This window comes from Bradyrhizobium sp. CCBAU 45321 (genome assembly GCF_028128975.1).
Classification (GTDB): Bacteria; Pseudomonadota; Alphaproteobacteria; order Rhizobiales; family Xanthobacteraceae; genus Bradyrhizobium; species Bradyrhizobium yuanmingense.
The window spans coordinates 133481-155594 of the sequence record NZ_LFKZ01000120.1; the positions used below are offsets into that span (position 1 = coordinate 133481).

Consider the following 22114-nt stretch of genomic DNA (forward strand, 5'->3'; position numbering starts at 1 on the left):
GCGCGAGCCTACTGCACGAGATCGGCGACGGTGGTTGCGGCCTTGAGGCCGGTGCCGGTGAGAACGGCGACCGTGGTGTCGTTTGCATTGATGGCGCCGGTTGCGGCGAGCTTGTCGAGCGCCGCAGCCGCGCTGGCGCTGGTCGGCTCGGCAAACAGGCCCTGGCGCGCGAGGCGGCGCAGGGCGGCGACGATCTCGTCCTCGGTGAGCGCGATGGTGCCGCCGCCGCTCTCGCGCAGGGCGGCGATGATCTCACGCAGGCGGAGGGGAGTCTTGATCGCGGTGCCCTCGGCAACGGTCTTGCTCACCTCGCGCGCGACGGGCGTATCGACACCGGCCTTGAAGCTTGCATCGATCGGCGAGCAATTGAGCGGCTGCGCCGCGAACAGGCGCGGCAGCTTCGAGATCTGCCCGGCCTTCAACAGCTCGCGGAAGCCGAAGGCGCAACCCAGCAGACTGCTGCCGGCGCCGACGGGAATGATGACGTTGTCGGGCGCGCGGAATCCCAGATCTTCCCAGATCTCGTAGGCCAGCGACTTGGTGCCTTCGAGGAAGAACGGCTGCCAATTGTGGCTGGCGTAGAAGGTCTGGCTCGACTGGCGGATGGCCTCGGCTTCGGATTCCTCGCGCGGGCCCTCCACGAGCTGCACGGTCGCGCCGTAGGCGCGCACCTGCGCGATCTTGGCCGGCGAGGTCGAGGCCGGCGCCAGAATCTTGACGCGCATGCCGCCGGCCGCACCCAGCCCCGCCATCGACGAGCCGCCGTTGCCGGAGGAATCCTCCAGAATGGCGTCGACGCCGATCTGTCGCAGGAACGACAGCATCACCGCCGAGCCGCGGTCCTTGAAGCTGCCGGTCGGGTTGAACCATTCGAGCTTGAACAGCGGGCGCAGCGCGCCCCAGTCCTGCTGGACCAGCGGCGTGCAGCCCTCGCCGAGCGTGATCGGGTTTTCGATCTCGACCGGCAGCGCCGCCCGGTAGCGCCACAGCGAGCGCGTCCGGCCATCGATGTCCTCGCGTGAGATGCCCGCCCCCGGCGTCACCAGCAGCGGCGTGCGCTCGTCCGAGCACCAGCGCGGCTGGTCCAAGGGATAGAGCTTTCCGTTGCGGGGATCGATGTAGCTGGCGGCAGGCATGGCAGTCTCCAAGGCAGGGCAGCGCGGCGCGCCGAACTTGAAGCCCACCGCACGAAACGAAGCAACACCTTGAAAACACGAAAAATGGAACTATTTCAATTCCTTAAACTGGCCTCACCGGCAGGCGGCGAGCGCGATGAGCGGCGTCGGCAGGTCCGATGACGAGAATTTGGCCCCGAACGGCCCCTGCGCCCTGCCACGATTAACTTGTCTGTCGTCGCCGGCCGCTACAATATGTTGGATTGAGCTTGCGCCGCCGGTTCGGCGTCGCAAGTGAGCCAGGCCCGTCCGAGCGGCGGGCCGTTGGCTTTTTGGGAGCCTGGACATGAGCCGTGCCAACCGTACCGACCACATCCGCCTGACCTCCCATCCGGAGCCGGGCCGGAAGGCCGCCTTTCCCATCCATTGGGGCGCCGCTGATGCGCGCGCGCGCGGGCCGATCATCGGCACGGTGTCGCGCGCCGGGGATCGCAACGTGATCGGCAGCCATGGCGGGTCCTACGCGATGTACCGCGCGCTCGCGGTCTCCGCCGGCGCGCTCGACCCCATCAGGCGTCCTGACCTCACCAACACCTTTCCGGCCGCGACTATCGGCCCGTTCCCGCAATGGAGCGACCCTAGCAAGATCGTCGCGCTCGACCCCTGGGGGCATCTGGTCGCCGAGAACTTCCGCCAGGAGATCGCGGAAGGTGCCGACATCCGCCCGAGCATCGCGGTGACGCGGGCGCGGCTCGACCTGCCGGAGATCCGCGAAGCGCTCGCCGCAAAGCGGCTGCGCGCGGATGGCGAGGTCGTGCACGCCAATGGCAGCGTCTCGGTGGTGAAGATCGCGATCGATCCGGTGTGGCACCTGCCTGGCCTTGCGGCGCGCTTCGGCACCGGAGAGACCGAGTTGCGGCGCACGCTGTTCGAGCAGACCGCCGGCATGTTCCCGGAGCTGGTGACGCGCCCGGACATGAAGGTATTCCTGCCGCCGATCGGCGGCACCACGGTCTACCTGTTCGGCGACGTGACAAAACTGCCGGACCATCGCACCAGGATCACCTGCCGCGTGCATGACGAGTGCAACGGGTCCGACGTGTTCGGCTCCGACATCTGCACCTGCCGGCCCTATCTGATCCACGGCATCGAGGAATCCGCGCGCGGCGCACAGGAGGGCGGGCTCGGGCTCGTCGTCTACAACCGCAAAGAAGGCCGCGCGCTCGGTGAGGTTACCAAATTCCTGGTCTACAATGCGCGCAAGCGGCAGGAGGACGGCGATGCGGCCGCCGCTTATTTCGAGCGCACCGAGTGCGTGGCTGGCGTCCAGGACGCGCGCTTCCAGCAATTGATGCCGGATACGATCCACTGGCTCGGCCTCAAGCGCATCGACCGCTTCCTGTCGATGAGCGACATGAAATACGACGCGCTGACCTCGCAAGGCATCGACATCGTCGAGCGCGTGCCGATCCCGCTGGAGCTGATTCCGGCCGATGCCCATGTCGAGATCGCCGCGAAGAAGGCCGCCGGCTATTACTCCACCGACATCGCGCCGGAGCAATCGATGGACGGCGTCGTCGGGCGTTCGCTGGAAAAATACTGATCGCGATGGCGGACACTTTGGAAGCGCAGGCGCGCGCGCTGCTCACCGCAAACGCGGTGCGCGCGCGCGCCGGGCAGATGCTCGAGCTCGGCCTTGCCGGCGGGCTCACTTATTTCACTGTCGATCTCGGCCGCATCGATGGCGTTGCCGATGCCGTGCTCGCGGTGACCCGTAAAGCCTATCCGACGCTCGACATTCCGTTCCATGCGCGCTGGCGGCACTTCGTGCTCGGCGGCGTCGACCGCTGGGCCCGGCTCGCCGATGCTGCGTCCTGGCCGGATCGCACGGCGCGGGCGCGCGCCGAGTTCGACCTCGCCATCGTCAGCGTGCTGCTCGATGCAGGTGCCGGCGCAGCATGGCGCTATCGCGACAGTGTGACGGGAGCAGACGTAGGGCGATCGGAAGGGCTTGCGATCGCGAGCCTCGACATGTTCGCGAGCGGGCTGTTTTCACACGATGCGCGCGCGCCGTTCAGGGCCGATGCGGAGGTGCTTGAAAGACTGCCTCTTGGCTCACTCACCTCCGCCTTTCAGGTGACCGAGGCCAATCCGCTGCTCGGCCTGGAGGGACGCACCGACCTGCTGCAGCGTCTGGGCAGGCAGGTCTCGGAGCGTGGGGACGTGTTCGGCCTGCACGATACGCCGCGGCCGGGTGGTCTGTTCGATCACATCGCGGCGCAGGCTGTAGATGCCACCATCGCCGCGCCCGCGATCCTGTCCGCGGTGCTGAACCAGCTCGGGCCGATCTGGCCGTCGCGACTTGAGCTTGCGGGCGTGCCGCTCGGCGATTGCTGGCGGCATCCGGCGATCAAAGCGGACGACGGCACGGCAGGCCTCGTGCCGCTGCACAAGCTGTCGCAATGGCTGAGCTATTCGCTGATCGAGCCGCTGCAGCGCGCCGGCTTTGAGGTGACCGACATCGACGGCCTCACGGGCCTTGCCGAATATCGCAATGGCGGCCTGTTCGTCGATCATGACGTGCTGCGCCTGCGCGAGGCCGCCGACGCCGAGCGCGCGCATGCGGTGGATTCGCTCCTCGTGGTGGAGTGGCGCGCGCTCACAATTGCATTGCTCGACAGGTTGGCGGAGCGCATTCGCGCCAAGCTCGGCCGCACCCCCGAGACCTTGCCGCTTGCGAGCATCCTCGAAGGCGGCACCTGGGCGGCGGGCCGCGCCATCGCATTTGCACGCCGCCCCGATGGATCGCCGCCGCTCAAGGTGATCAGCGACGGCACGGTTTTTTAGAGAATGGATAGAGATTTTCGGCCAAGCGCGTCATTGCGAGCGCAGCGAAGCAATCCAGAGTCCCACCGCGGGCAGATTCTGGATTGCTTCGCTGCGCTCGCAATGACGTCTCGGTGAATTTCAGGAGCATCCCATCATGGAAGGCGTCACGATCGTCGATCATCCGCTGGTGCAGCACAAGCTGACGCTGGTGCGGGACAAGTCCATCTCGACCAAGTCGTTCCGCGAGCTGATCAAGGAGATCGGCATGCTGCTGTGCTACGAGGTGACGCGCGACCTGCCGCTTACCGATACCGTGATCGAGACGCCGCTGGCGACGATGCACTCGGCCAAGATCGCCGGCAAGAAGCTGGTGTTCGTGCCGATGCTGCGCGCCGGCACCACCTTCGTCGACGGCATGATGGACCTGGTGCCGACCGCGCGCGTCGCCCATATCGGGCTCTACCGCGAGCCGCACAGCTTTGCCGCCGTGGAGTACTTCTTCAAATCGCCGTCCGACCTCAGCGAGCGCCTCGCCATCGTGGTGACGCCGGTGGTCGCCACCGCCAACACCGCCGTCGCCGCCATCGACCGGCTGAAGGAGCGCGGCGCCAGGGACATCCGCCTGGCTTGCCTGATCGCGGCACCGGAAGGGCTCGAGCGGCTGCGCGGATTGCATCCGGACGTGCCGATCTGGACCGCGGCGGTGGATGAAGGGCTCGACGACAACGGGTTCATCCTGCCTGGCCTCGGCGATGCCGGCGACCGCGCCTACGGAACGCGGTAAGTGCTGGGCGCGTTTTAGGAACAGCTTCCGCCGCGCGAGGTTCTCCTGCACCAACAGGGAGAGCACGATGACCTATCAGAATGATGACCCCAGGACTGACCGTGCACGCCGCAACAGCCCGGTCGGCTGGGCAGTCGGCGCGATCTTCGTGATCGCCGTGGTCGCGGCCGTCTTCTTCTACAATGGTCGCGAGTTCGGTCCCCAGACCACGACCTCGAACCCGAACACGGCGCCGAACGTCACCACCGGATCGAATCCACCGGCTGCGCCGGCGAAGTGATGCGCTAGGAGCGGGCCGTCACACCTTCCCGCTGCCGCAGATGCCCTTCAGTGCCTGCCATTCCTTGTCGGTCAGCAGCGGCGGGCCGCTGGCGGGCCGGTCCTCCTTCGTCATGCGCGCGAGGCGATCCTCGGTCAGCGGATGGCTGGCGAGGATATTTGTCAGGCCGGAGCCGCCCTCCTTGCCGGTGATGCGGAACATCAGTTCGGCCGCGGGCTTCGGCGAACGGCCGAGCGCATGCATGATCTCGATCGCGAAAGTGTCGGCGCCGGTCTCGGCTTCGCGCGAATAGGACGCTTCGACCAGACTGCGCGAGGCGAAGATCACGGCCGAGGAGCCGGTAATGTCGCCGAACAAGAGGCCGATCAGGAACGAGGTGCCGCCGTTGTAGATCAGGCCGCGCATGTTGTCGTAATGCTTGAGATGGCCGAGCTCGTGGGCGAGGATGCCGGCAAGCTCGTCGGGACTCTGGGCCTTGTCGAGCAGGCCCTTCAGCACGAACACCTTGCCGCCGGGCAGCGCGAAGGCATTCGGCACCGCGGTCGGCAGCACGCCGGCCGTCATGGTGTCGTCGAGGCCGGCCGCATCGCGCAGCCGGTTGACGAGCTTCGTGAACGCGGCCTTGCCCGCGGGGTCTTCGCACACGCTGCGGCCGAAGATGGTCTTCATCTGGACCTCGGCCGCGTCGCCGATGCGCCGTTCCACGGGCTTAGGCACCAGCGGCGCGAGCCGGTCGGCGGCGAGCGGCACGCCGAACAGGACGACGCAGACGATGGAGACGGCGGCGGCAACCGACCAGCCCACGATCTTCGCGACGCCGCTGCGCGTCGTCCGGTGCTCGTCGAGACGCGTGCAGCGGGCCGCCACGTCCGCGGCGAGCGCCGCATCGCGGATCTCCAGCCGAGCCAGAGGCGGTGCAGACGTCGCAGCCAGGCGCAGGATTCCGGGGGGACTGTCGGCGCGGCGAAGGTCGGCATAGGCCCAGCGAACTGGCGTTGCGCCGTCCTCGGCGATCTCGAGCGCATCACTGAGCGTCAGCGTCACCTGCCGTCTGCGGCTCGACACGCCGTCGAAGAAGATGGTCGGCCTCTCCGACTGCGCCGGGGGCTCGGCAAACACGTCACTCACAGCTCAGAATCCCGCGACATCGAGTCCGTCGGCAAAGCCTTCGCCGAGCGCGCCGGCAAGCTGACCGCTGCCGCGCACGTCCGCCGCGGCCCAGATGTTGTGTACCTCGACGGTCTCCAGCACCTTGGCCCAAAGATCGCGCTGAAGATAGACCCGCATGACGATGTTGATGGCAAGGGCGAGTGCGAAATAGCCGATCACCATCATCACCACCATCGGGATGCTCTTCGTCGCATTGTCGCCGGCGAAGATCTCCTCGGCGGAAACGCCGGTGAGCGAGACGACCAGGAAGGCGCCGCCGGCCATATAGGCCGTAAACGCGACCGTGAGCAGCATCCACCAGCCGATCACCTTCCAGTACAGGCCGTAGAATGCGTCATGCGGCAGCTTTGAGGACAGGCTGACGCCACCGATGCGGATGCCGTCGAGCCACCAGCGCCATTCGCGCGCCTTGAACTCGGCATAGAAGAACGGTGCGAGCGGGAAGACGACGAACGCGATCGGGCTGAGCAGCCACAGCCACCAGCCGCGCTTGAAGAAGGTCCAGCCGTCGGCTTCGAAATCGCCGCGGAGATCACCGTAATGGGTGTGCCGCATCTTGTAGCGTTCGAGCGCCGCCGCGCGCCAGGGCAGCGCAAGACCGAGCGTCAGGAGCACCAGCAAGCCCCACAGCATGGCGCGAAACGCGTAAGCCCAGCCCGAGCCGTCCATCCAGAAACGGACGCCGCGCCAGACCGTGCGCGTCAGGCGGTAGCGCCGCGCGCGAAAAATCGCGAACTGGCCGAAGGCGTAGAAGGCGATGAAGAGCGGCGTCGAGGCAAAGGCCTGCCAGCGCTCGAACTCAATGCCAATGAGAAAATAGGCGAGATAGATCGGCACCAGGATCGCGAGCGCGAACAGGAAGCCGACCAGGAGCTCCTTGGCCCGCCCGGTGTATTCGGCCGCGTCGCCGTCGATCGCGGTGTGCGTCCACAGGTGACGGCGGATGTCGGTGACGAGCCAGAACCGGTAGAAGCCGAAGGTGACGAGCTCGAGCATGGCACCCTTGGTGACCATTTTGCGGAACTCGGAGCGGCTGCCGGAGAAATCGACCCGCGTCGCCGGCAGCGGCGGGGGCAAGGGTTCGGACCCGATCGGGGTCCATTGCATGTCGTTCACGGCGGCAACCTCGGGATGCGGATCTGTTCCGGCCAAACTATAGATCAGAGGTTAGTCGATCCCCAAGATGAGCGGGTTCGATTTAGCTCGATTCCAGCGGATTTCTCGCGCGATACTCTGTCGTCCGGCGTGCGGGAGGTCACGTTCTCGTGGCGTCGTGACGATCGTGCAACGCGCTCGTGAAGGCTGGATGAGGCAAAACTCTCCCTTGCCCCGGCGCAGACAACCGGCTGTAATTGCAAATCAAATACCGCAGCGCAGAATTCAACGACGCGCGGTTCATATCCAGGGAGAACGGTCATGCATGGGACCATCGAAAGCGCGGGCAAGCTCGACGCCTTGCGCGAGCGCGCGATGTCGCTGCCGCTGGAGCAGTTCGATCCCGGCGACCCCGAATTGTTCAGGACCGATACGTTCTGGCCCTATTTCGACCGGCTGCGCCGCGAGGATCCCGTGCATTACTGCAAGGACTCGATGTTCGGGCCGTATTGGTCGGTGACGCGCTACAACGACATCATGGAGATCGAGACCAACCATGCGGTGTTCTCCTCGGCCTCCGCGCTCGGCGGCATCACCATCCGCGACATCGATCCGGATCTGCGCCGTGAGAGTTTCATCTCGATGGACCCGCCGCGCCATGCCGCCCAGCGCAAGACCGTGGCGCCGATGTTCACGCCGACACACCTCGACAATCTCGCCATCAACATCCGCAAGCGCTCGGCCGAGTGCCTGGACAATCTTCCCCGCGGCAAGGTGTTCGACTGGGTCGACCGCGTCTCGATCGAGCTCACGACGCAGATGCTGGCGGTGCTGTTCGACTTCCCCTGGGAGGATCGCCGCAAGCTGACGCGCTGGTCCGATATCGCGACCACCATTCCCGGTCCCGACGGCCTCGTCGCCACCGAGGACGAGCGGCAGGCCGAACTGACGGAATGCGCGGTCTATTTCTCGAGGCTGTGGAAGGAGCGCATCGAGCAGCCGCCGAAGAGCGACCTGTTGTCGATGATGGCGCATGGCACTGCTACGCGCGACATGGATGCGAAGAACTTCCTCGGCAATCTCATCCTCCTGATCGTCGGCGGCAACGATACTACGCGCAACACCATGTCGGGCTCGCTTCTCGCGCTGAGCCAGCATCCGGAGCAATATCGCAAGCTGCGCCAGAACCCCGATCTGCTCGACAGCTTCGTGCCGGAGGTGATCCGCTGGCAGACGCCGCTCGCGCATATGCGCCGCACGGCGCTGTCCGATTTCGAGTTCCGCGGCAAGCAGATCAAGAAGGGTGACAAGGTCGTGATGTGGTACGTCTCGGGCAACCGCGACGAGGACGTGATCGACAGGCCCTACGAGTTCATCATCGACCGTGCCCGCCCGCGTACGCACCTGTCCTTCGGCTTCGGCATCCATCGCTGCGTCGGCCTGCGGCTCGCCGAGCTCCAGCTCAAGATTATTTGGGAGGAAATTCTCAAGCGGTTCGACCATATTGATGTGGTCGGCGAACCCACCCGGGTCTATTCGAGTTTTGTAAAGGGTATCGAAACGCTGCCGGTGAAGATTGCTGCGTGAGTCGAACGCAACGGAGCCACGATCATGAACATCCAAGCGCCGGTTAAAGTGGACAAGGCCGAACGCATGCGGAAGGCGCGCGAGGAGGCCTATGCCACGCCGTTGTCGCAATTCCACCCCGGCGCGCCCCGGCTATTCCAGGACGACACGCTGTGGCCCTGGTTCGAGCGGCTGCGCAAGGAAGAGCCGGTGCATTACTGCACCAATGCGCCGATCGAGCCGTACTGGTCGGTGGTGAAGTACAACGACATCATGCATGTCGACACCAATCACGGCATCTTCTCCTCGGATTCCAAGCTCGGCGGCATCTCGATCCGCGACGTGCCGGAAGGCTACGACTATCCGAGCTTCATCGCGATGGACCAGCCCCGGCATTCGGCGCAGCGCAAGACGGTGTCGCCGATGTTCACGCCGACACACCTGGACGAGCTGGCAAAGCTGATCCGCCAGCGCTCGCAGACCGTGCTGGACAATCTGCCGCGCAACGAGACGTTCAACTTCGTCGAGCGCGTCTCGATCGAGCTGACCACGCAGATGCTGGCGACCCTGTTCGACTTCCCCTGGGAGGAGCGGCGCAAGTTGACGCGCTGGTCCGACGTCTCCACCGCGCTGCCCAAGAGCGGCATCGTCGCCAGCGCCGAAGAGCGCCGCCGCGAGATGGACGAGTGCTATGCCTACATGTCCAAGCTCTGGAACGAGCGTGTCAACTCCGCGCCGCGCAACGATCTGTTGTCGCTGATGGCGCACAACGAGGCCACGCGCCACATGGACCCCGACAACCTCATGGGCAACATCATCCTGCTCATCGTCGGCGGCAACGACACCACGCGCAACACCATGACCGGCTCGGTGCTGGCGCTGAACGAGAACCCGGAGCAATACGACAAGCTGCGCGCCAATCCGGAGCTGATCGATTCCATGGTGCCGGAGGTGATCCGCTGGCAGACGCCGCTGGCGCATATGCGTCGCACCGCATTGCAGGACACCGAGATCGGCGGCAAGCACATCAGGAAGGGCGACCGGGTCGTGATGTGGTACGTCTCCGGCAATCGCGACGAGGAGATGTTCGACAAGCCGAACGAGTTCATCATCGACCGCCCGCGCCCGCGCACGCACCTGTCCTTCGGCTTCGGCATCCACCGCTGCGTCGGCATGCGACTCGCCGAGCTGCAGCTCAAGATCGTCTGGGAGGAGATGCTGAAGCGCTTCGACCGCATCGAGGTGGTCGGCGAGCCCAAGCGGATCTATTCGAGCTTCATCAAGGGATATGAGACGCTGCCGGTGAGGATCCCGGGATAGGGCAAGCCGCCTCTTCAACCTTCGCTGTCATGCCCCGCGAAGGCGGGGCATCCAGTACGCCGCGCTTGTCGGCTCAAGCACTGCTGTCTCTGGAATACTGGATTGCCCGCCTTCGCGGGCAATGCCACTGAGAGTGGGCTTAGAAAGCGCAGCCCACACCCTCCTGATCTCGAAAGTGCTGGTCCAGCTATAGAATTCTGGCATGACAGCTCGCGCCAGATGCGAAGGCACGACCGCGCGCGGCTGTTCTACCACACGCCATCTAACTCAGCCGGATGTCCCACACGCCGTCCTTGCGGCAGGCGGCGACTTCCTCGCGCAACAGCGCGGTGATGGCGAGCGAGGCCGTCGAGGCCGGGCGGTCGATTGGAGAGGCAAAGATGAGCTCGCGGGTCATCGGCTTCGATACGGGGGCGGTTTCCAGCCGCCCGTCCGCGACCTCGCCATGGACCGAGGACGGCGGCAGCAACGCGAAGCCCAGGCCCTCCTCGACCAGGCTCGTCAGCACGCGAAACGAATCCGCCTCGAGCTGGACGTCGAGCTTGATCTTGCGCTGGGCCGCGGCGTGCTCGATCAGCGCCCGGAGGCCGTGGGAATGAGAGGGCAGCACCAGCCGCTGCCGCAGCAGCCAGCCGATGTCGACGCTCTTCTTGCGGGCAAGGCCGCAGCCGCGCGGACCCACCGCGACGATATTGTCGCGCCCGAGGCTCTGCACGTTGAGATGCAGATCGGCGGAGCGGCCGTAGAGGATGGCGAGGTCCATCTCGCCGCGATGCAGCCATTCCACCAGATGGCCGCTGTAGCTCTCGACGATGCGCAGCGAGATGCCGGGAAATTTTTCGACGCAGCGCCGCGCAAAGCGCGCCGACAGCACGCAGCTGACGGTCGGAACCAGGCCCAGCACGACCTGCCCGGACGGTGGTCCCTTGGCCGACTGGATGTCGTCGCGAATCTGGTCGATCTGCCGCACGATGCCGGAGGTGCGTGCGAGCAGCAGGCGGCCGGCCTCGGTCAGCACCATGCCACGGCCGTTGCGCGTGAAGAGCTCTGTGCGCAGCTCGTGTTCCAGCAGCTTGATCTGCCTGGAGAGCGCCGGCTGCGCCACCCGCAATGTGTCGGAGGCCTTGGACAGGCTGCCGAGCTCCGCCACGCAACTGAAGGTCCTGAGCTGCCGGAAATCCATGCTTGCCAATCCTGGAAGGCTACTCCATACGCTATAACAAATGAGCATAGGGGGCGGGCATTGTTTTCACAACGCCCGTGGGTTCGCCGGCGTTATCTTAACTGCCGCTGAGAATGGAAACGCCATGAGTCAAGAACACCACACCGAAGATTATGCCGACATCCGCGAGGCCGTTGCCAAGCTCTGCGCGCAGTTCCCGGGCGAATATTGGCGCAAGCTCGATCGCGAGATGGCCTACCCCAAGGCGTTCGTCGATGCGCTGACCGAGGCCGGCTATCTCTCGGTGCTGATCCCCGAGGAATATGGCGGCGCGGGCCTGAAGCTGTCGGCGGCCGCGGCGATCCTGGAAGAGATCCAGCGCGCGGGCTGCAATGGCGGCGGCTGCCACGCGCAGATGTACACGATGGGCACGGTGCTCAGGCACGGCAATGCCGAGCAGAAGGCAAAGTACCTGCCGAAGATCGCGAGCGGCGAATTGCGGCTGCAGGCGTTCGGCGTCACGGAGCCGACCAGCGGCACCGACACCTCCTCGCTGAAGACCTTCGCGCGCAAGGACGGCAACGACAGCTACATCGTCAACGGCCAGAAGATCTGGACCAGCCGCGCCGAGCATTCCGACCTGATGGTGCTGCTGGCGCGCACTACGCCGAAGGACCAGGTCAAGAAGCGCACCGATGGCCTTTCGGTGTTCATCGTCGACATGCGCGAGGCCAAGAACAACGGTCTCGAGATCCGCCCGATCCGCACCATGATGAACCACGCCACCACCGAAGTGTTCTTCACCGACATGAGGGTGCCGGCCGAGAATCTGATCGGCGAGGAAGGTAAGGGTTTTCGCTACATCCTCTCAGGCATGAATGCCGAGCGCATCCTGATCGCGGCCGAATGCGTCGGCGACGCCAAGTGGTTCATCGCGAAGGCGACGAACTACGCCAAGGAGCGCGCCGTCTTCGGCCGGCCGATCGGCCAGAATCAAGGCATCCAGTTTCCGATCGCCAAGGCCTACGCCTCGATGCGCGCGGCCGAGCTGATGGTGAAGGAAGCGACGCGCAAATACGAGGCCGGGCTCGATTGCGGCGCGGAGGCCAACATGGCCAAGATGCTGGCGGCGGATGCGTCCTGGGAAGCGGCGAACGCCTGCATCCAGACCCATGGCGGCTTCGGCTTTGCTGAGGAATACGACGTCGAGCGCAAGTTCCGCGAGACGCGGCTCTACCAGGTGGCGCCGATCTCCACCAACCTCGTGCTGTCCTTCGTCGCCGAGCACGTGCTCGGCATGCCGCGCTCGTACTGAGGTTGCGGCCATGGGAGCATTGGACGGGATCAGGGTGATTGCGGTCGAGCAGGCGGTGGCGGCGCCGTTCTGCTCCTCGCGCCTGGCGGATGCCGGCGCGGAGGTGATCAAGATCGAGCGGCCCGAAGGCGATTTCGCCCGCGGCTATGACGCCGCGGCCAAGGGCCAGAGCAGCTATTTCGTCTGGCTCAACCGCGGCAAGCAGTCGGTCGTGGTCGATCTCACCACGAAGGAAGGCCGCGCCGAGCTGGAGAAGCTGATCGCGAGTGCCGACGTGCTGATCCAGAACCTGAAACCCGGCTCGATGGACAAGCTCGGCTTCTCGCGCGAGCGGCTCTTGAAGGACTATCCCAAGCTGATCTCGTGCACCATCACCGGCTATGGTGACGAGGGTCCCTACGCCCACCGCAAGGCCTATGATCTCCTGATCCAGGCCGAGAGCGGGCTCGCCTCGATCACCGGCAATCCCGATGGCGCCTCGCGCGTCGGCATGTCGATCGTGGATGTTGCGACCGGCGCCACCGCGCATGCCGCGATCCTGGAGGCACTGATCGCGCGCGGGCGCACCGGCAAGGGCGCCGACATCCGCATCTCCATGTTCGACGTGATGGCGGACTGGTGCACCGTGCCGCTGCTCAATGCCGAAGCCGGCAATCCGCCCAAGCGAATGGGCCTGCGCCATCCATCGATCGCGCCCTATGGTGTGTTCACCTCCAAGGACGGCAAGGACATCCTGATCTCGATCCAGAGCGAACGCGAGTGGAAGACGCTGTGCGCGAAGGTGCTGGATCAGCCGGACCTGCCGGCCGATCCCCGCGTCGCCAACATGGTCGAGCGCGTGCGCAACCGCGACTTCACCGACACGACGGTGGCCGATATCTTCGGCAAGATGACGCGCGACGAGCTGTTGAAGCGGCTCTCGGACGCGGACATCGCGTTCGCCGAGGTCAACACCATGGCCGATCTCGCCAACCATCCGCATCTGCGGCGGATCGAGGTCGACACGCCGAACGGCCGCGTCAGCTATCCCGCGCCGGCGCCGATCATCGTCGGCGAGACGCGCAGCTACGGCGCCGTGCCCGCGATCGGCGAGCGTCCCCAGTCCAAATAAAGAGAGCGAAGCGTCATGACCGAGAAGCTCGACATCGATCATCTCAGGCAATGGATCGGGCGCAGCCAGGAGGCCACCGACATCGTCACCGCGCAGCTCGTGAAGGGCCTGCGCGCGACGCTGTTCCAGGAGGTCGGCGAGCCCAAGGCGGGCGACGCCGCGCCGTTCACGGTGCATTGGTGCCTGGCGCAGCCGGTGTTTCCGATGTCGATGCTCGGTCCGGACGGCCATCCGACCCGCGGCGGCTTCCTCCCGCCGGTGCCGCTGCCGCGCCGGATGTGGGCCGGCGGCGAGATCGAGTTCTTGCAGCCCTTGCGCGTCGGCGATGAATCGACGCGGACTTCGCGCATTGCCGACGTGCAGGTGAAATCGGGATCGACCGGCACGCTGTGCTTTGTCTCGGTCGAGCACAGCATCTCCTCGCCAAGGGGCACGGCGATCCGCGAGCGGCAGGACATTGTCTATCGCGAGATGAGCGGCGGCGCGCCGGCTGGCGGCAAGGCGTCGCCTCCGCCGCCGCAGGCGCAGCATCGCGAAACGCATGTGTCCGATCCCGTGCTGCTGTTCCGCTACTCCGCGCTGACCTTCAACGGCCACCGCATCCATTACGACCGCGACTACGTCACTGAGGTCGAGGGCTATCCGGGCCTGATCTTCCACGGTCCACTACAGGCAGCGCTGATCGTCGAGATGGCGGCCAAGCTTCGTGGCGGCAAGGCGCCGAAGAGGTTTTCGTATCGCGGCGTGCAGCCGCTGTTCGAGGGCACGGAGTTCTCCGTCAACGCCAATGACAGCGGTGAGAGCATGGAGCTGTGGACCGCGAACGCGGAGGGGCAGCCGACGATGAAGGGCACGGCGGTGTGGTGAGCCACCACTGTTAGACCCTCACCCTGAGGAGCCGCGCAGCGGCGTCTCGAAGGGCGAGGCCACCAGCCGGGCCTTCATCCTTCGAGACGCGCGAAGACGCGCTCCTCAGGATGAGGAACTAAGAGGGGATGGAATCGATGTCCAAGAACGGCAAGACCGGCAGCAAGTCCGTCACCGTGAAGCAGGCGACGCTCGACCTGCTGCGCGCCTTCGGCATCGACAGGGTGTTCGGCAATCCTGGTTCGACCGAGCTGCCGTTCCTCAGCGACTGGCCCGACGATATCGACTACGTGCTGGCGCTGCAGGAAGCTTCCGCTGTCGGCATGGCCGATGGCTATGCGCAGGCGACGCGCAATGCCGGCTTCGTCAACCTGCATTCGGCGGCCGGCGTCGGCAATGCGCTCGGCAACATCTACACTGCGCATCGCAACCAGACCCCACTAGTGATCACCGCAGGCCAACAGGCCCGCTCGATCCTGCCCTTACAGGCGTTCCTCTATGCCGAGCGCGCCTCCGAGTTTCCGCGGCCTTATGTGAAATACAGCGTCGAGCCGGCAAGGCCGGAGGACGTGCCCGCCGCGATCGCGCGGGCCTATTACACCGCGATGCAGCCGCCGTGCGGGCCGACCTTCGTGTCGATCCCGATCGACGATTGGGCCCATGCCTGCGCGCCGGTCGAGGCGCGCAAAGTGAGCCGCGAGATCGGCCCTGAGCTGGAGCCGATGAAGGCGCTGGTTGCGGCGCTCGCCTCAAGCAAACACCCTGCGCTCGTCGTCGGCCCTGGAATCGATCGCGCCGGCGCGGTGGATCTGATGGTGCGCGTTGCCGAGAAGACCAGGGCGAGCGTCTGGGTTAGTCCGTTCTCTGCACGCTGCTCGTTCCCCGAAAGGCATCCGCAATTCGCAGGCTTTCTGCACGCCTCGCCGGCGCAGCTGTCCGATGCGCTGCGCGAGCACGATGTCGTCGTCGTCATCGGCGCGCCGGTGTTCACCTTCCATGTCGAGGGCCATGCCGCGATCTTCGACCGCGGCGCGACCATCTTCCAGATCACGGATGATGCGGATGCCGCCGCGGTGACGCCATCAGGCACCAGCATCATCGCGACGATGAAGCCGGCGCTGAGCCTGCTGCTCGACCTGCTGCCGGAGAGCAAGCGCGCCGCGCCGAAGGGCCGCACGCTGCCGCCGGCGCCGCAGCCTGCCGATCCGCTGCCGGTCGAATTCCTGCTGCATTCGCTGTCGCAGGCGATGCCGAATGACGCATCACTTGTCGAGGAAGTGCCCTCGCACCGGCCGGCGATGCAAAAATTCCTGCCGATGCGCGGCCAGGACAGTTTCTACACCATGTCGAGCGGCGGTCTCGGCTACTCGCTGCCGGCTGCTGTCGGCATGGCGCTCGGCAAGCCGAAGCAGCGCACGGTGTGCCTGATCGGCGACGGCTCGGCGATGTATTCGATCCAGGCGCTCTGGACCGCCGTGCAGCGCAAGCTGCCGCTTACCGTCGTCGTGATCAACAATTCCGGCTACGGCGCGATGCGCTCGTTTAGCCAGGTGATGCAGGTGCGCAACGTGCCGGGGCTGGAGTTGCCGGGGATCGATTTCGTCCGGCTTGCCGAGGGCATGGGCTGCCATGCGGTGCGGGTGACGAAGGCTGCGGAACTGGGCGAAGCGCTGAAGCGTGGCATGGCGTATGCGGGCACGAGTCTCGTCGAGGTCGTCGTGGATTCCGCAGTGCCGGTGCTGTACGGGCAGAAGAATTGACGGCGTCATCACGACGCCAAAAAACCTCCGTCCGCCGCGAGCACATGCCCGACGACATACGACGACGCATCCGACGACAACCACACCACCGCCTCGGCGACCTCCTCCGGGCTGCCCATCCGCCGCAGCGGCAATCCCGCACTGACCGTTGCCACATCGCCGACGCCGGCGCGCAGCATCATGTCTGTGACGACGCGGCCGGGCGCGATCGCATTGATGCGAATGCCACGCGGCGCGTTCTCCATCGCCGCCGAGCGCGTCAGCGAGATTGCGGCGGCCTTTGAGGCCGAGTAGAGCGAAAAGCCTGGATTGGGATTGCGCACGCCGCTGACGGAGGTGTTGACGACGATGCTGCCGCGCCCCTGCGCCAGCATCGCCGGCAACTGATGGCGCAGGCAGAGGAACAGCGCGCGGACATTGGTGTCGAACACGCTGTCGTAGATCTCCGTGCCCTGCTCCTCCAGCGGCGCGCGGCGCTCCTGGAAGCCGGCATTGTTGAAGGCGACGTCGAGCCGGCCGCAGCGCCCGACGGCTGTGGCGACGAGGCGCGCGACCTCGTCGTCTTTTGTGATGTCGGTCTTGAGCGCGATCGCCTCCGTGCCGAGCTCGCGGCACGCGGCGGCGGTGGCCTCGATCTCGGCCTCGCGCCGGCCGGCGATGATGATGGCTGCCGCCCCTTCGGCAGCCATCCGCAGCGCCGTCGCGCGCCCGATGCCGCTGCCGCCGCCCGTGACCAGGCAGACCTTGCCGCTCATCCGCTGACCTGCCGGCAAAGCTCCGCTCATGGTCCGCTCCAAGACACTTGAACTCCAAGACACTTGGACTCCAAGACACTTGGACTCCAAGACACTTGCGCGCGCCGTTCCGCCCATATAGTTGTATGGTACAACTATATGGGCGGAGTCAAGATGGCCGAGCTTTCGCTGATCGACGACATCCGCGCCGCCTCGCGCCTGATGGTGCGCGAACTCGGCTTCATGGACGCCACGGTGGCGGCCTCGGGCTATCCGCCCTCGGCGGTCCACACCATCCTGGAGATCGGCATCCGCGGCCCGATGAATTCGGGCGAGCTCGGCGATTTCCTGCGGCTGGAGAAATCCAGCGTCAGCCGCCTGGTGCGCAAGCTGGTCGATTGCGGCGAGCTCAAGGAGACGCCGGACGAGACGGATGCGCGCAGCAAGCTGCTGTCGCTGACGGCGAAGGGCCGGCGCACGCTGGAGGCCCTCCATGCGTTCGGCCGGCAGCAGGTGCGCGGCGCGCTGGCCGCGCTGACGCCGGCCGAGCAGCGCACCGTGTGCGAGGGCATGATGCTCTATGCGCGCGCGCTGCGGGCGAGCCGGGTGGGGGAGACGGTGGAAGCGGCGGTGTAGCCACACTATCAGTGTCATCGCCCGCGAAGGCGGGCGATCCAGTATTCCACGGCGGCAGTTGTGCAAACCAATTACCGCCGCGGCATACTGGATGCCCCGCCTTCGCGGAGCATGACAGGGTTCTTTGCGGTAACGACGTCGACTACCTCCCGAACTCTTCCCGCATCCGCGCCTGGATCTTGGCCATGCCGCCGATCCAGCGGTCGTAATTCTCGGTCTTCTTGCGCATGTAGCCGAGCACTTGCGGGTGCGGCAGGATCAGGAACGTCTCCTGCTCGAGGCCGGCGAGCACGTCTTTCGCCACCTGCTCGGGCGTCAGGTCGCCGTCGCCGGATTGCGGGCCCTTGGGAATCGAGCGCAGCATGTTGGTGTCGACACCCTGCGGGCAGAGGATCGAGACCTTGATGTTGTGGGCCTTGTGCGAGATCGCGAGATTCTCGGCAAAACCGACCGCCGCGTGCTTCGTCGTCGAATAGGCCGGGCTGCCGACCTGCGACAACAGGCCCGCGGCCGAGATGGTGTTGAGGAAATAGCCGCCGCCGCGCGCCCTCATGCGGGGGACGAGATGCCGTGCCGCATAGACATGCGCCATGACGTGGATCGCCCAGCTGCGCTGCCACGGCTCGTCCGAAGCGCCGCCGGCATTCTCCGACATCGGATCGAAGCCGCCGCCGATGCCGGCGTTGGAGCAGAACAGCGCGATCGGGCCGAACTGCCGCTCGGTCTCCTCGATGACGTGGACGATGTCCTTTTCCTGCGCGACGTCGCATTTGAACGCGGCGCCATCGACCATGGCCGCGACCGCTCGCGCATTGGCGGCGTCCATGTCCGCGACCACGACCTTGGCCGCACCCGCATTGTGAAAGGCCTCGCACAGCGCCTTGCCGATGCCGTTTGCGCCGCCCGTGACGACCACGACCTTGCCGGTCACCTGCATGCGACGTCTCCTCTCGTCTTATACCGCTTCGCGGAAACTTCTCAGCTCAACACGAGGTCGAGCACCGCGGTATAATGACATGCCGCGCCGGCCAAGACAAAGCCGTGCCAGATCGCATTCTGAAAGCGCAGCCGTCGCCAGGCGTGGAAGATCACGCCGAAGCTGTAGAGCAGGCCGCCGGCAAGGATGAAGCCCAGCACCAGCGTGGGCAACGCCCTGACCACGGCATCGTAGAGCATCATGCCGCTCCAGCCCATCGCGAGATAGATGCCGACCGAGACGCGGTCGAACCGGCCGGGATAGAGCAGCTTCAGCACGATGCCGAGGATTGCCACGCACCAGACGCCGGCCAGCAGCACCAACGCGAACACGCTGTCCTTCAGCTCCAGGATGAACGGCGTGTAGGTCGCGGCGATCAAAAGATAGATCGCGGAATGGTCGAAGCGGCGCAGCAGCCATTTAGCCGGCGAGACCGGCCAGAGATTATAGGTCGCCGACAGCACCAGCATCGAGAGCAGGCCGGCGACATAGACGGAGACGCCGACGATGTCGGTGGCGTCGGCATAGACCGCCGTCAGCACCACCAGCACCGTCGCGGCAATGATGCCCGCGAGCACGCCGATCCCGTGGACGATGCCGTCGGCGATCAGCTCGGCACGATCGTAGTCCCAGCCGATCGCGTCGGCTGCGGCGTGGACGGAAGAGGATGCAAGCTGCTTCAACTGGAAGACGGTCATGGCAATCCGCAAAGGCTCGAGGCAATGCCCTCTCGATGGGTGTTTCGGGACCGGCGGGTCGTTCAAACGGCTGATTTGCCGAGAAAGGCGGTGGAAGTATGAAAGCTTGAATTTCTTCAGGCAATTGCCACTTTTGTGACTAATCCGTTTTGCGTATCCCTCGCCCGAGATCCCCTCACGTTCATATGGCATTCAGTTTCCAGGATATGGTCGAGGAAGCGCGGCTGTCGGCGCGGGCGCTGATCGACTATGGCGAGCATTTCTTCAACCCGACGGTGCGGCTTGGTGTCACCGGTCTGTCGCGCGCCGGTAAGACCGTATTCATCACCGCGCTGATCCATGGACTGACGCGCGGCGGCAGGTTTCCGGTGTTCGAGGCCTATGCCTCGGGCCGGATCGCGCGGGCGCACCTGGCGCCGCAGCCGGACGATGCCGTGCCGCGCTTTGCCTATGAGACCCATCTGCGCGCGCTGATCGAGGAACGGCGCTGGCCGAGCTCGACCGTGGACATCAGCGAGCTCAGGCTCGTGATCGACTACCAGCGCCCGAACGGCGCCGACCGAACGCTGACGCTCGACATCGTCGACTATCCCGGCGAATGGCTGCTGGACCTGCCGCTGCTTCACAAGAGCTACGAGCAATGGTCGGCGGAGAGCCTGGCGCTGTCGCGCGAGGCGCCGCGCGCGCATCTCGCGGCCGAGTGGCACAGTCATCTCGCAACGCTCAAGCCCGAATCGCGCGAGGACGAGCAGGCGACGCTGACGGCCGCAAAGCTCTTCACCGATTATTTGCGCGCCTGCCGCGACGAGCGCTTTGCGATGAGCCTGTTGCCGCCCGGCCGCTTCCTGATGCCTGGCAATCTCGCCGATACGCCGGCGCTGACCTTTGCGCCGCTGGACGTGCCTGCTGTCGGGCAGGCGGGCGAGGGATCGCTGTGGGCGATGATGGTGCGGCGCTTCGAAGCCTACAAGGACGTCGTCGTGCGGCCGTTCTTCCGAGATCATTTCGCGCGGCTCGACCGTCAGATCGTGCTGGCCGACGCGCTCTCCGCTTTCAACTCAGGCCCCGAGGCGCTGCACGATCTCGAAGCCGCGCTATCAGGCATTCTCGACTGCTTCAACACCGGCCGCAGCACGATTCTCTCCAGCCTGTTCCGGCCGCGCATCGACCGCATCCTGTTCGCCGCGACCAAGGCGGATCATCTGCATCATTCGAGCCACGACCGGCTCGAGGCCGTGCTGCGCCGCGCGGTCGCGCGCGCGGTCGCGCGCGCGGAAAACACCGGCGCGGCGATCGACGTCGTGGCGCTGGCCGCGGTGCGCGCCACGCGCGAAGCGCAGGTGGCGCACGGCCGCGACAAGCTGCCGTCGATCCTCGGAACACCCGCCGCGGGCGAAAGCGCCGGGGGCGAGTTCTTCGACGGCAACACCGAGGTTGCGACCTTTCCGGGCGATCTTCCGCTCGATCCCGAACCGCTGTTCAACGGCACGGATGCGTTCCGCGGGCTCGCGACGGCGGCGGCCGGGAACAGCGATTTCCGCTTCCTGCGCTTCCGCCCGCCGAAGCTCGAACGCGAGGGTGCCGAAGAGCCGACGCTGCCACACATCCGCCTCGACCGTGCCTTGCAGTTCCTGATCGGAGACAAGCTGTCATGACCGAGCGATCCAAGCCACGGCGGCCGGCGACGTTCCGGCTCGACGATCCCGGCGTCGTCGTCGCCGAGGCCGATGAGACCGGCCGTCTCGGTCGCGTCACCATCCAGATCACGCCGGAGCCCGATCCGGCGATGCTGCCGGTGCCGGTGCAAGCCGCAGTCCCGGCGCGGCGCGGCTTTCCCTGGGGCACGCTGTTCTGGTCGGGGCTCGCCGGATTGACGCTGCTCGGCACCGGGCTCGGCGTGGTCCACCTGATCGAGGATCTGTTCGCGCGCAACGAGACACTCGGCTTCGTCGGGCTTGCCTTCGCCGCCGTCACCGCGCTGGCGCTTGCCGTGGTGATCGGACGCGAGGCGTTCGGTCTCGCGCGCCTTGCGACCATCGAGAAGCTGCACCAGCGCGCAGCTTCCGTGCTGGCCAGCGACGATCGCAAGGAGAGCCGCGTCATCGTCCAGGACCTGCTCAAGATCGCGCACCAGAATCCGCAGCTGGCGCGCGCCCGCGCGACGCTGGAGAGCCACGCCGGCGAGATCATCGACGGCGCCGACATGATCCGCCTCGCCGAGCGCGAGCTGATGTCGCCGCTGGACGCCGAGGCGCGGCGGCTGGTGTCCTCGGCCGCGCAAAAAGTCTCCATCGTGACGGCGGTGAGCCCGCGCGCCGCCATCGACGTGCTGTTCGTGTTCGTGGCGGCGCTGCGCCTGATCCGCCAGCTCGCTTATCTCTATGGCGGCCGTCCCGGCGCGCTCGGCATGATCCGCCTGCTTCGCCACGTCATCGCCCATCTCGCCATCACCGGCGGCATGGCCGCGAGCGACAGCCTGGTGCAGCAGATGCTCGGCCACGGCATCGCGGCGAAGCTGTCGCAGCGCTTGGGTGAAGGCGTGCTGAACGGGCTGCTGACGGCGCGGCTGGGATTGGCCGCGATCGATGTGACGCGGCCGCTGCCGTTCGCGGCCCTGCCGCCGCCGAAGCTGTCGGATCTGGCGACGGATCTGCTGCGGAAGAAGGACGGGGACGAGTAGATCGCTCCCTTGGACC

Annotated in this window: 20 protein-coding genes; 13 read left to right on the forward strand and 7 right to left on the reverse strand. The window is 66.0% G+C overall.

Annotated features, from left to right (window positions below):
- Positions 1-8 precede the first annotated feature (8 nt).
- Positions 9-1136 (reverse strand): threonine synthase, encoded by a 1128-nt coding sequence (locus tag ACM43_RS16915; protein WP_271541439.1) that lies wholly within the window; start codon positions 1134-1136, stop codon positions 9-11.
- Between the two features lie 325 nt (positions 1137-1461).
- Here ACM43_RS16915 and ACM43_RS16920 point away from each other — a divergent pair, with 325 nt between their 5' ends.
- The 4 genes from ACM43_RS16920 to ACM43_RS16935 all read left to right on the forward strand — a co-directional run bounded on the left by ACM43_RS16920 (position 1462) and on the right by ACM43_RS16935 (position 5008).
- Entirely contained in the window at positions 1462-2718 is a 1257-nt protein-coding gene (locus ACM43_RS16920) for a GTP cyclohydrolase II (protein ID WP_271541441.1), read from the forward strand.
- 5 nt (positions 2719-2723) lie between these two features.
- A complete protein-coding gene (locus ACM43_RS16925; RefSeq protein ID WP_271541443.1) occupies positions 2724-3962 on the forward strand; it encodes a URC4/urg3 family protein in 1239 nt (412 codons plus the stop codon).
- Between the two features lie 136 nt (positions 3963-4098).
- Positions 4099-4728 carry a uracil phosphoribosyltransferase gene (upp, locus tag ACM43_RS16930; RefSeq protein ID WP_036009715.1) on the forward strand — a complete coding sequence of 210 codons (630 nt, stop codon included), beginning with the start codon at positions 4099-4101 and terminating at the stop codon, positions 4726-4728.
- Between the two features lie 67 nt (positions 4729-4795).
- The gene (locus ACM43_RS16935) at positions 4796-5008 is read left to right on the forward strand and encodes a hypothetical protein (protein ID WP_036009716.1); all 213 of its coding nucleotides are present in this window, start codon (positions 4796-4798) and stop codon (positions 5006-5008) included.
- 18 nt (positions 5009-5026) lie between these two features.
- Here the strand turns inward: ACM43_RS16935 and ACM43_RS16940 are convergent, their stop codons facing one another.
- Both ACM43_RS16940 and ACM43_RS16945 read right to left on the reverse strand, forming a co-directional pair.
- Positions 5027-6136, reverse strand: a complete 1110-nt coding sequence (locus ACM43_RS16940) for a M48 family metallopeptidase (RefSeq protein WP_271541447.1) — start codon at positions 6134-6136, stop codon at positions 5027-5029.
- Between the two features lie 3 nt (positions 6137-6139).
- A complete protein-coding gene (locus ACM43_RS16945; RefSeq protein ID WP_271541449.1) occupies positions 6140-7294 on the reverse strand; it encodes a DUF898 family protein in 1155 nt (384 codons plus the stop codon).
- A gap of 300 nt (positions 7295-7594) precedes the next feature.
- Between ACM43_RS16945 and ACM43_RS16950 the strand changes: the two genes are divergently transcribed.
- Both ACM43_RS16950 and ACM43_RS16955 read left to right on the forward strand, forming a co-directional pair.
- Positions 7595-8860, forward strand: a complete 1266-nt coding sequence (locus ACM43_RS16950) for a cytochrome P450 (RefSeq protein WP_271541451.1) — start codon at positions 7595-7597, stop codon at positions 8858-8860.
- Between the two features lie 24 nt (positions 8861-8884).
- Complete coding sequence (locus tag ACM43_RS16955) at positions 8885-10159, forward strand: cytochrome P450 (RefSeq protein ID WP_271541453.1); 1275 nt, start codon at positions 8885-8887, stop codon at positions 10157-10159.
- Positions 10160-10421: 262 nt separating this feature from the next.
- On the opposite strand, the gene ACM43_RS16960 is transcribed toward ACM43_RS16955, so the two are convergent.
- Complete coding sequence (locus tag ACM43_RS16960; RefSeq protein ID WP_036009724.1) at positions 10422-11342, reverse strand: LysR substrate-binding domain-containing protein; 921 nt, start codon at positions 11340-11342, stop codon at positions 10422-10424.
- A gap of 124 nt (positions 11343-11466) precedes the next feature.
- Here ACM43_RS16960 and ACM43_RS16965 point away from each other — a divergent pair, with 124 nt between their 5' ends.
- From ACM43_RS16965 to mdlC, 4 genes are all read left to right on the forward strand, one after another.
- Positions 11467-12636 (forward strand): acyl-CoA dehydrogenase family protein, encoded by a 1170-nt coding sequence (locus ACM43_RS16965; RefSeq protein ID WP_057027777.1) that lies wholly within the window; start codon positions 11467-11469, stop codon positions 12634-12636.
- Positions 12637-12646: 10 nt separating this feature from the next.
- Positions 12647-13747, forward strand: a complete 1101-nt coding sequence (locus ACM43_RS16970; protein WP_271541459.1) for a CaiB/BaiF CoA transferase family protein — start codon at positions 12647-12649, stop codon at positions 13745-13747.
- A gap of 15 nt (positions 13748-13762) precedes the next feature.
- Positions 13763-14614: an FAS1-like dehydratase domain-containing protein gene (locus ACM43_RS16975; RefSeq protein ID WP_271541461.1), complete on the forward strand. Its 852-nt coding sequence runs from the start codon at positions 13763-13765 to the stop codon at positions 14612-14614.
- A gap of 137 nt (positions 14615-14751) precedes the next feature.
- A complete protein-coding gene (gene mdlC, locus ACM43_RS16980; protein ID WP_271541462.1) occupies positions 14752-16374 on the forward strand; it encodes a benzoylformate decarboxylase in 1623 nt (540 codons plus the stop codon).
- An 8-nt stretch (positions 16375-16382) separates the two neighbouring features.
- Here the strand turns inward: mdlC and ACM43_RS16985 are convergent, their stop codons facing one another.
- Positions 16383-17159 carry an SDR family NAD(P)-dependent oxidoreductase gene (locus ACM43_RS16985; RefSeq protein WP_271541464.1) on the reverse strand — a complete coding sequence of 259 codons (777 nt, stop codon included), beginning with the start codon at positions 17157-17159 and terminating at the stop codon, positions 16383-16385.
- Between the two features lie 123 nt (positions 17160-17282).
- On the opposite strand from ACM43_RS16985, the gene ACM43_RS16990 reads away from it, so the two are divergent.
- On the forward strand, positions 17283-17744 hold the full coding sequence (locus ACM43_RS16990; protein WP_271541466.1) for a MarR family winged helix-turn-helix transcriptional regulator: 462 nt from the start codon (positions 17283-17285) through the stop codon (positions 17742-17744).
- A 142-nt stretch (positions 17745-17886) separates the two neighbouring features.
- On the opposite strand, the gene ACM43_RS16995 is transcribed toward ACM43_RS16990, so the two are convergent.
- The gene (locus tag ACM43_RS16995; RefSeq protein ID WP_271541468.1) at positions 17887-18681 is read right to left on the reverse strand and encodes an SDR family oxidoreductase; all 795 of its coding nucleotides are present in this window, start codon (positions 18679-18681) and stop codon (positions 17887-17889) included.
- Positions 18682-18722: 41 nt separating this feature from the next.
- A complete protein-coding gene (gene trhA / locus ACM43_RS17000; protein WP_036009743.1) occupies positions 18723-19418 on the reverse strand; it encodes a PAQR family membrane homeostasis protein TrhA in 696 nt (231 codons plus the stop codon).
- A gap of 185 nt (positions 19419-19603) precedes the next feature.
- Between trhA and ACM43_RS17005 the strand changes: the two genes are divergently transcribed.
- Together ACM43_RS17005 and ACM43_RS17010 are read left to right on the forward strand one after the other, a co-directional pair.
- Positions 19604-21073 carry a YcjX family protein gene (locus tag ACM43_RS17005; RefSeq protein WP_271541471.1) on the forward strand — a complete coding sequence of 490 codons (1470 nt, stop codon included), beginning with the start codon at positions 19604-19606 and terminating at the stop codon, positions 21071-21073.
- Positions 21070-22098 carry a YcjF family protein gene (locus ACM43_RS17010; protein ID WP_271541473.1) on the forward strand — a complete coding sequence of 343 codons (1029 nt, stop codon included), beginning with the start codon at positions 21070-21072 and terminating at the stop codon, positions 22096-22098. The genes ACM43_RS17005 and ACM43_RS17010 overlap by 4 nt, the downstream gene beginning before the upstream one ends.
- Positions 22099-22114 lie beyond the last annotated feature (16 nt).

Coding starts and splice junctions, on each gene's coding strand:
- ACM43_RS16990 (WP_271541466.1), top strand. CDS start 17,283: ATGGCCGAGCTTTCGCTGATCGACGACATCCGCGCCGCCTCGCGCCTG.
- ACM43_RS16975 (WP_271541461.1), top strand. CDS start 13,763: ATGACCGAGAAGCTCGACATCGATCATCTCAGGCAATGGATCGGGCGC.
- upp (WP_036009715.1), top strand. CDS start 4,099: ATGGAAGGCGTCACGATCGTCGATCATCCGCTGGTGCAGCACAAGCTG.
- ACM43_RS16920 (WP_271541441.1), top strand. CDS start 1,462: ATGAGCCGTGCCAACCGTACCGACCACATCCGCCTGACCTCCCATCCG.
- ACM43_RS16955 (WP_271541453.1), top strand. CDS start 8,885: ATGAACATCCAAGCGCCGGTTAAAGTGGACAAGGCCGAACGCATGCGG.
- ACM43_RS16995 (WP_271541468.1), bottom strand. CDS start 18,681: ATGCAGGTGACCGGCAAGGTCGTGGTCGTCACGGGCGGCGCAAACGGC.
- ACM43_RS16925 (WP_271541443.1), top strand. CDS start 2,724: ATGGCGGACACTTTGGAAGCGCAGGCGCGCGCGCTGCTCACCGCAAAC.
- ACM43_RS16915 (WP_271541439.1), bottom strand. CDS start 1,136: ATGCCTGCCGCCAGCTACATCGATCCCCGCAACGGAAAGCTCTATCCC.
- ACM43_RS16965 (WP_057027777.1), top strand. CDS start 11,467: ATGAGTCAAGAACACCACACCGAAGATTATGCCGACATCCGCGAGGCC.
- ACM43_RS16960 (WP_036009724.1), bottom strand. CDS start 11,342: ATGGATTTCCGGCAGCTCAGGACCTTCAGTTGCGTGGCGGAGCTCGGC.
- trhA (WP_036009743.1), bottom strand. CDS start 19,418: ATGACCGTCTTCCAGTTGAAGCAGCTTGCATCCTCTTCCGTCCACGCC.
- ACM43_RS16935 (WP_036009716.1), top strand. CDS start 4,796: ATGACCTATCAGAATGATGACCCCAGGACTGACCGTGCACGCCGCAAC.
- ACM43_RS16950 (WP_271541451.1), top strand. CDS start 7,595: ATGCATGGGACCATCGAAAGCGCGGGCAAGCTCGACGCCTTGCGCGAG.
- ACM43_RS16970 (WP_271541459.1), top strand. CDS start 12,647: ATGGGAGCATTGGACGGGATCAGGGTGATTGCGGTCGAGCAGGCGGTG.
- ACM43_RS17010 (WP_271541473.1), top strand. CDS start 21,070: ATGACCGAGCGATCCAAGCCACGGCGGCCGGCGACGTTCCGGCTCGAC.
- ACM43_RS17005 (WP_271541471.1), top strand. CDS start 19,604: ATGGCATTCAGTTTCCAGGATATGGTCGAGGAAGCGCGGCTGTCGGCG.
- mdlC (WP_271541462.1), top strand. CDS start 14,752: ATGTCCAAGAACGGCAAGACCGGCAGCAAGTCCGTCACCGTGAAGCAG.
- ACM43_RS16985 (WP_271541464.1), bottom strand. CDS start 17,159: ATGAGCGGAGCTTTGCCGGCAGGTCAGCGGATGAGCGGCAAGGTCTGC.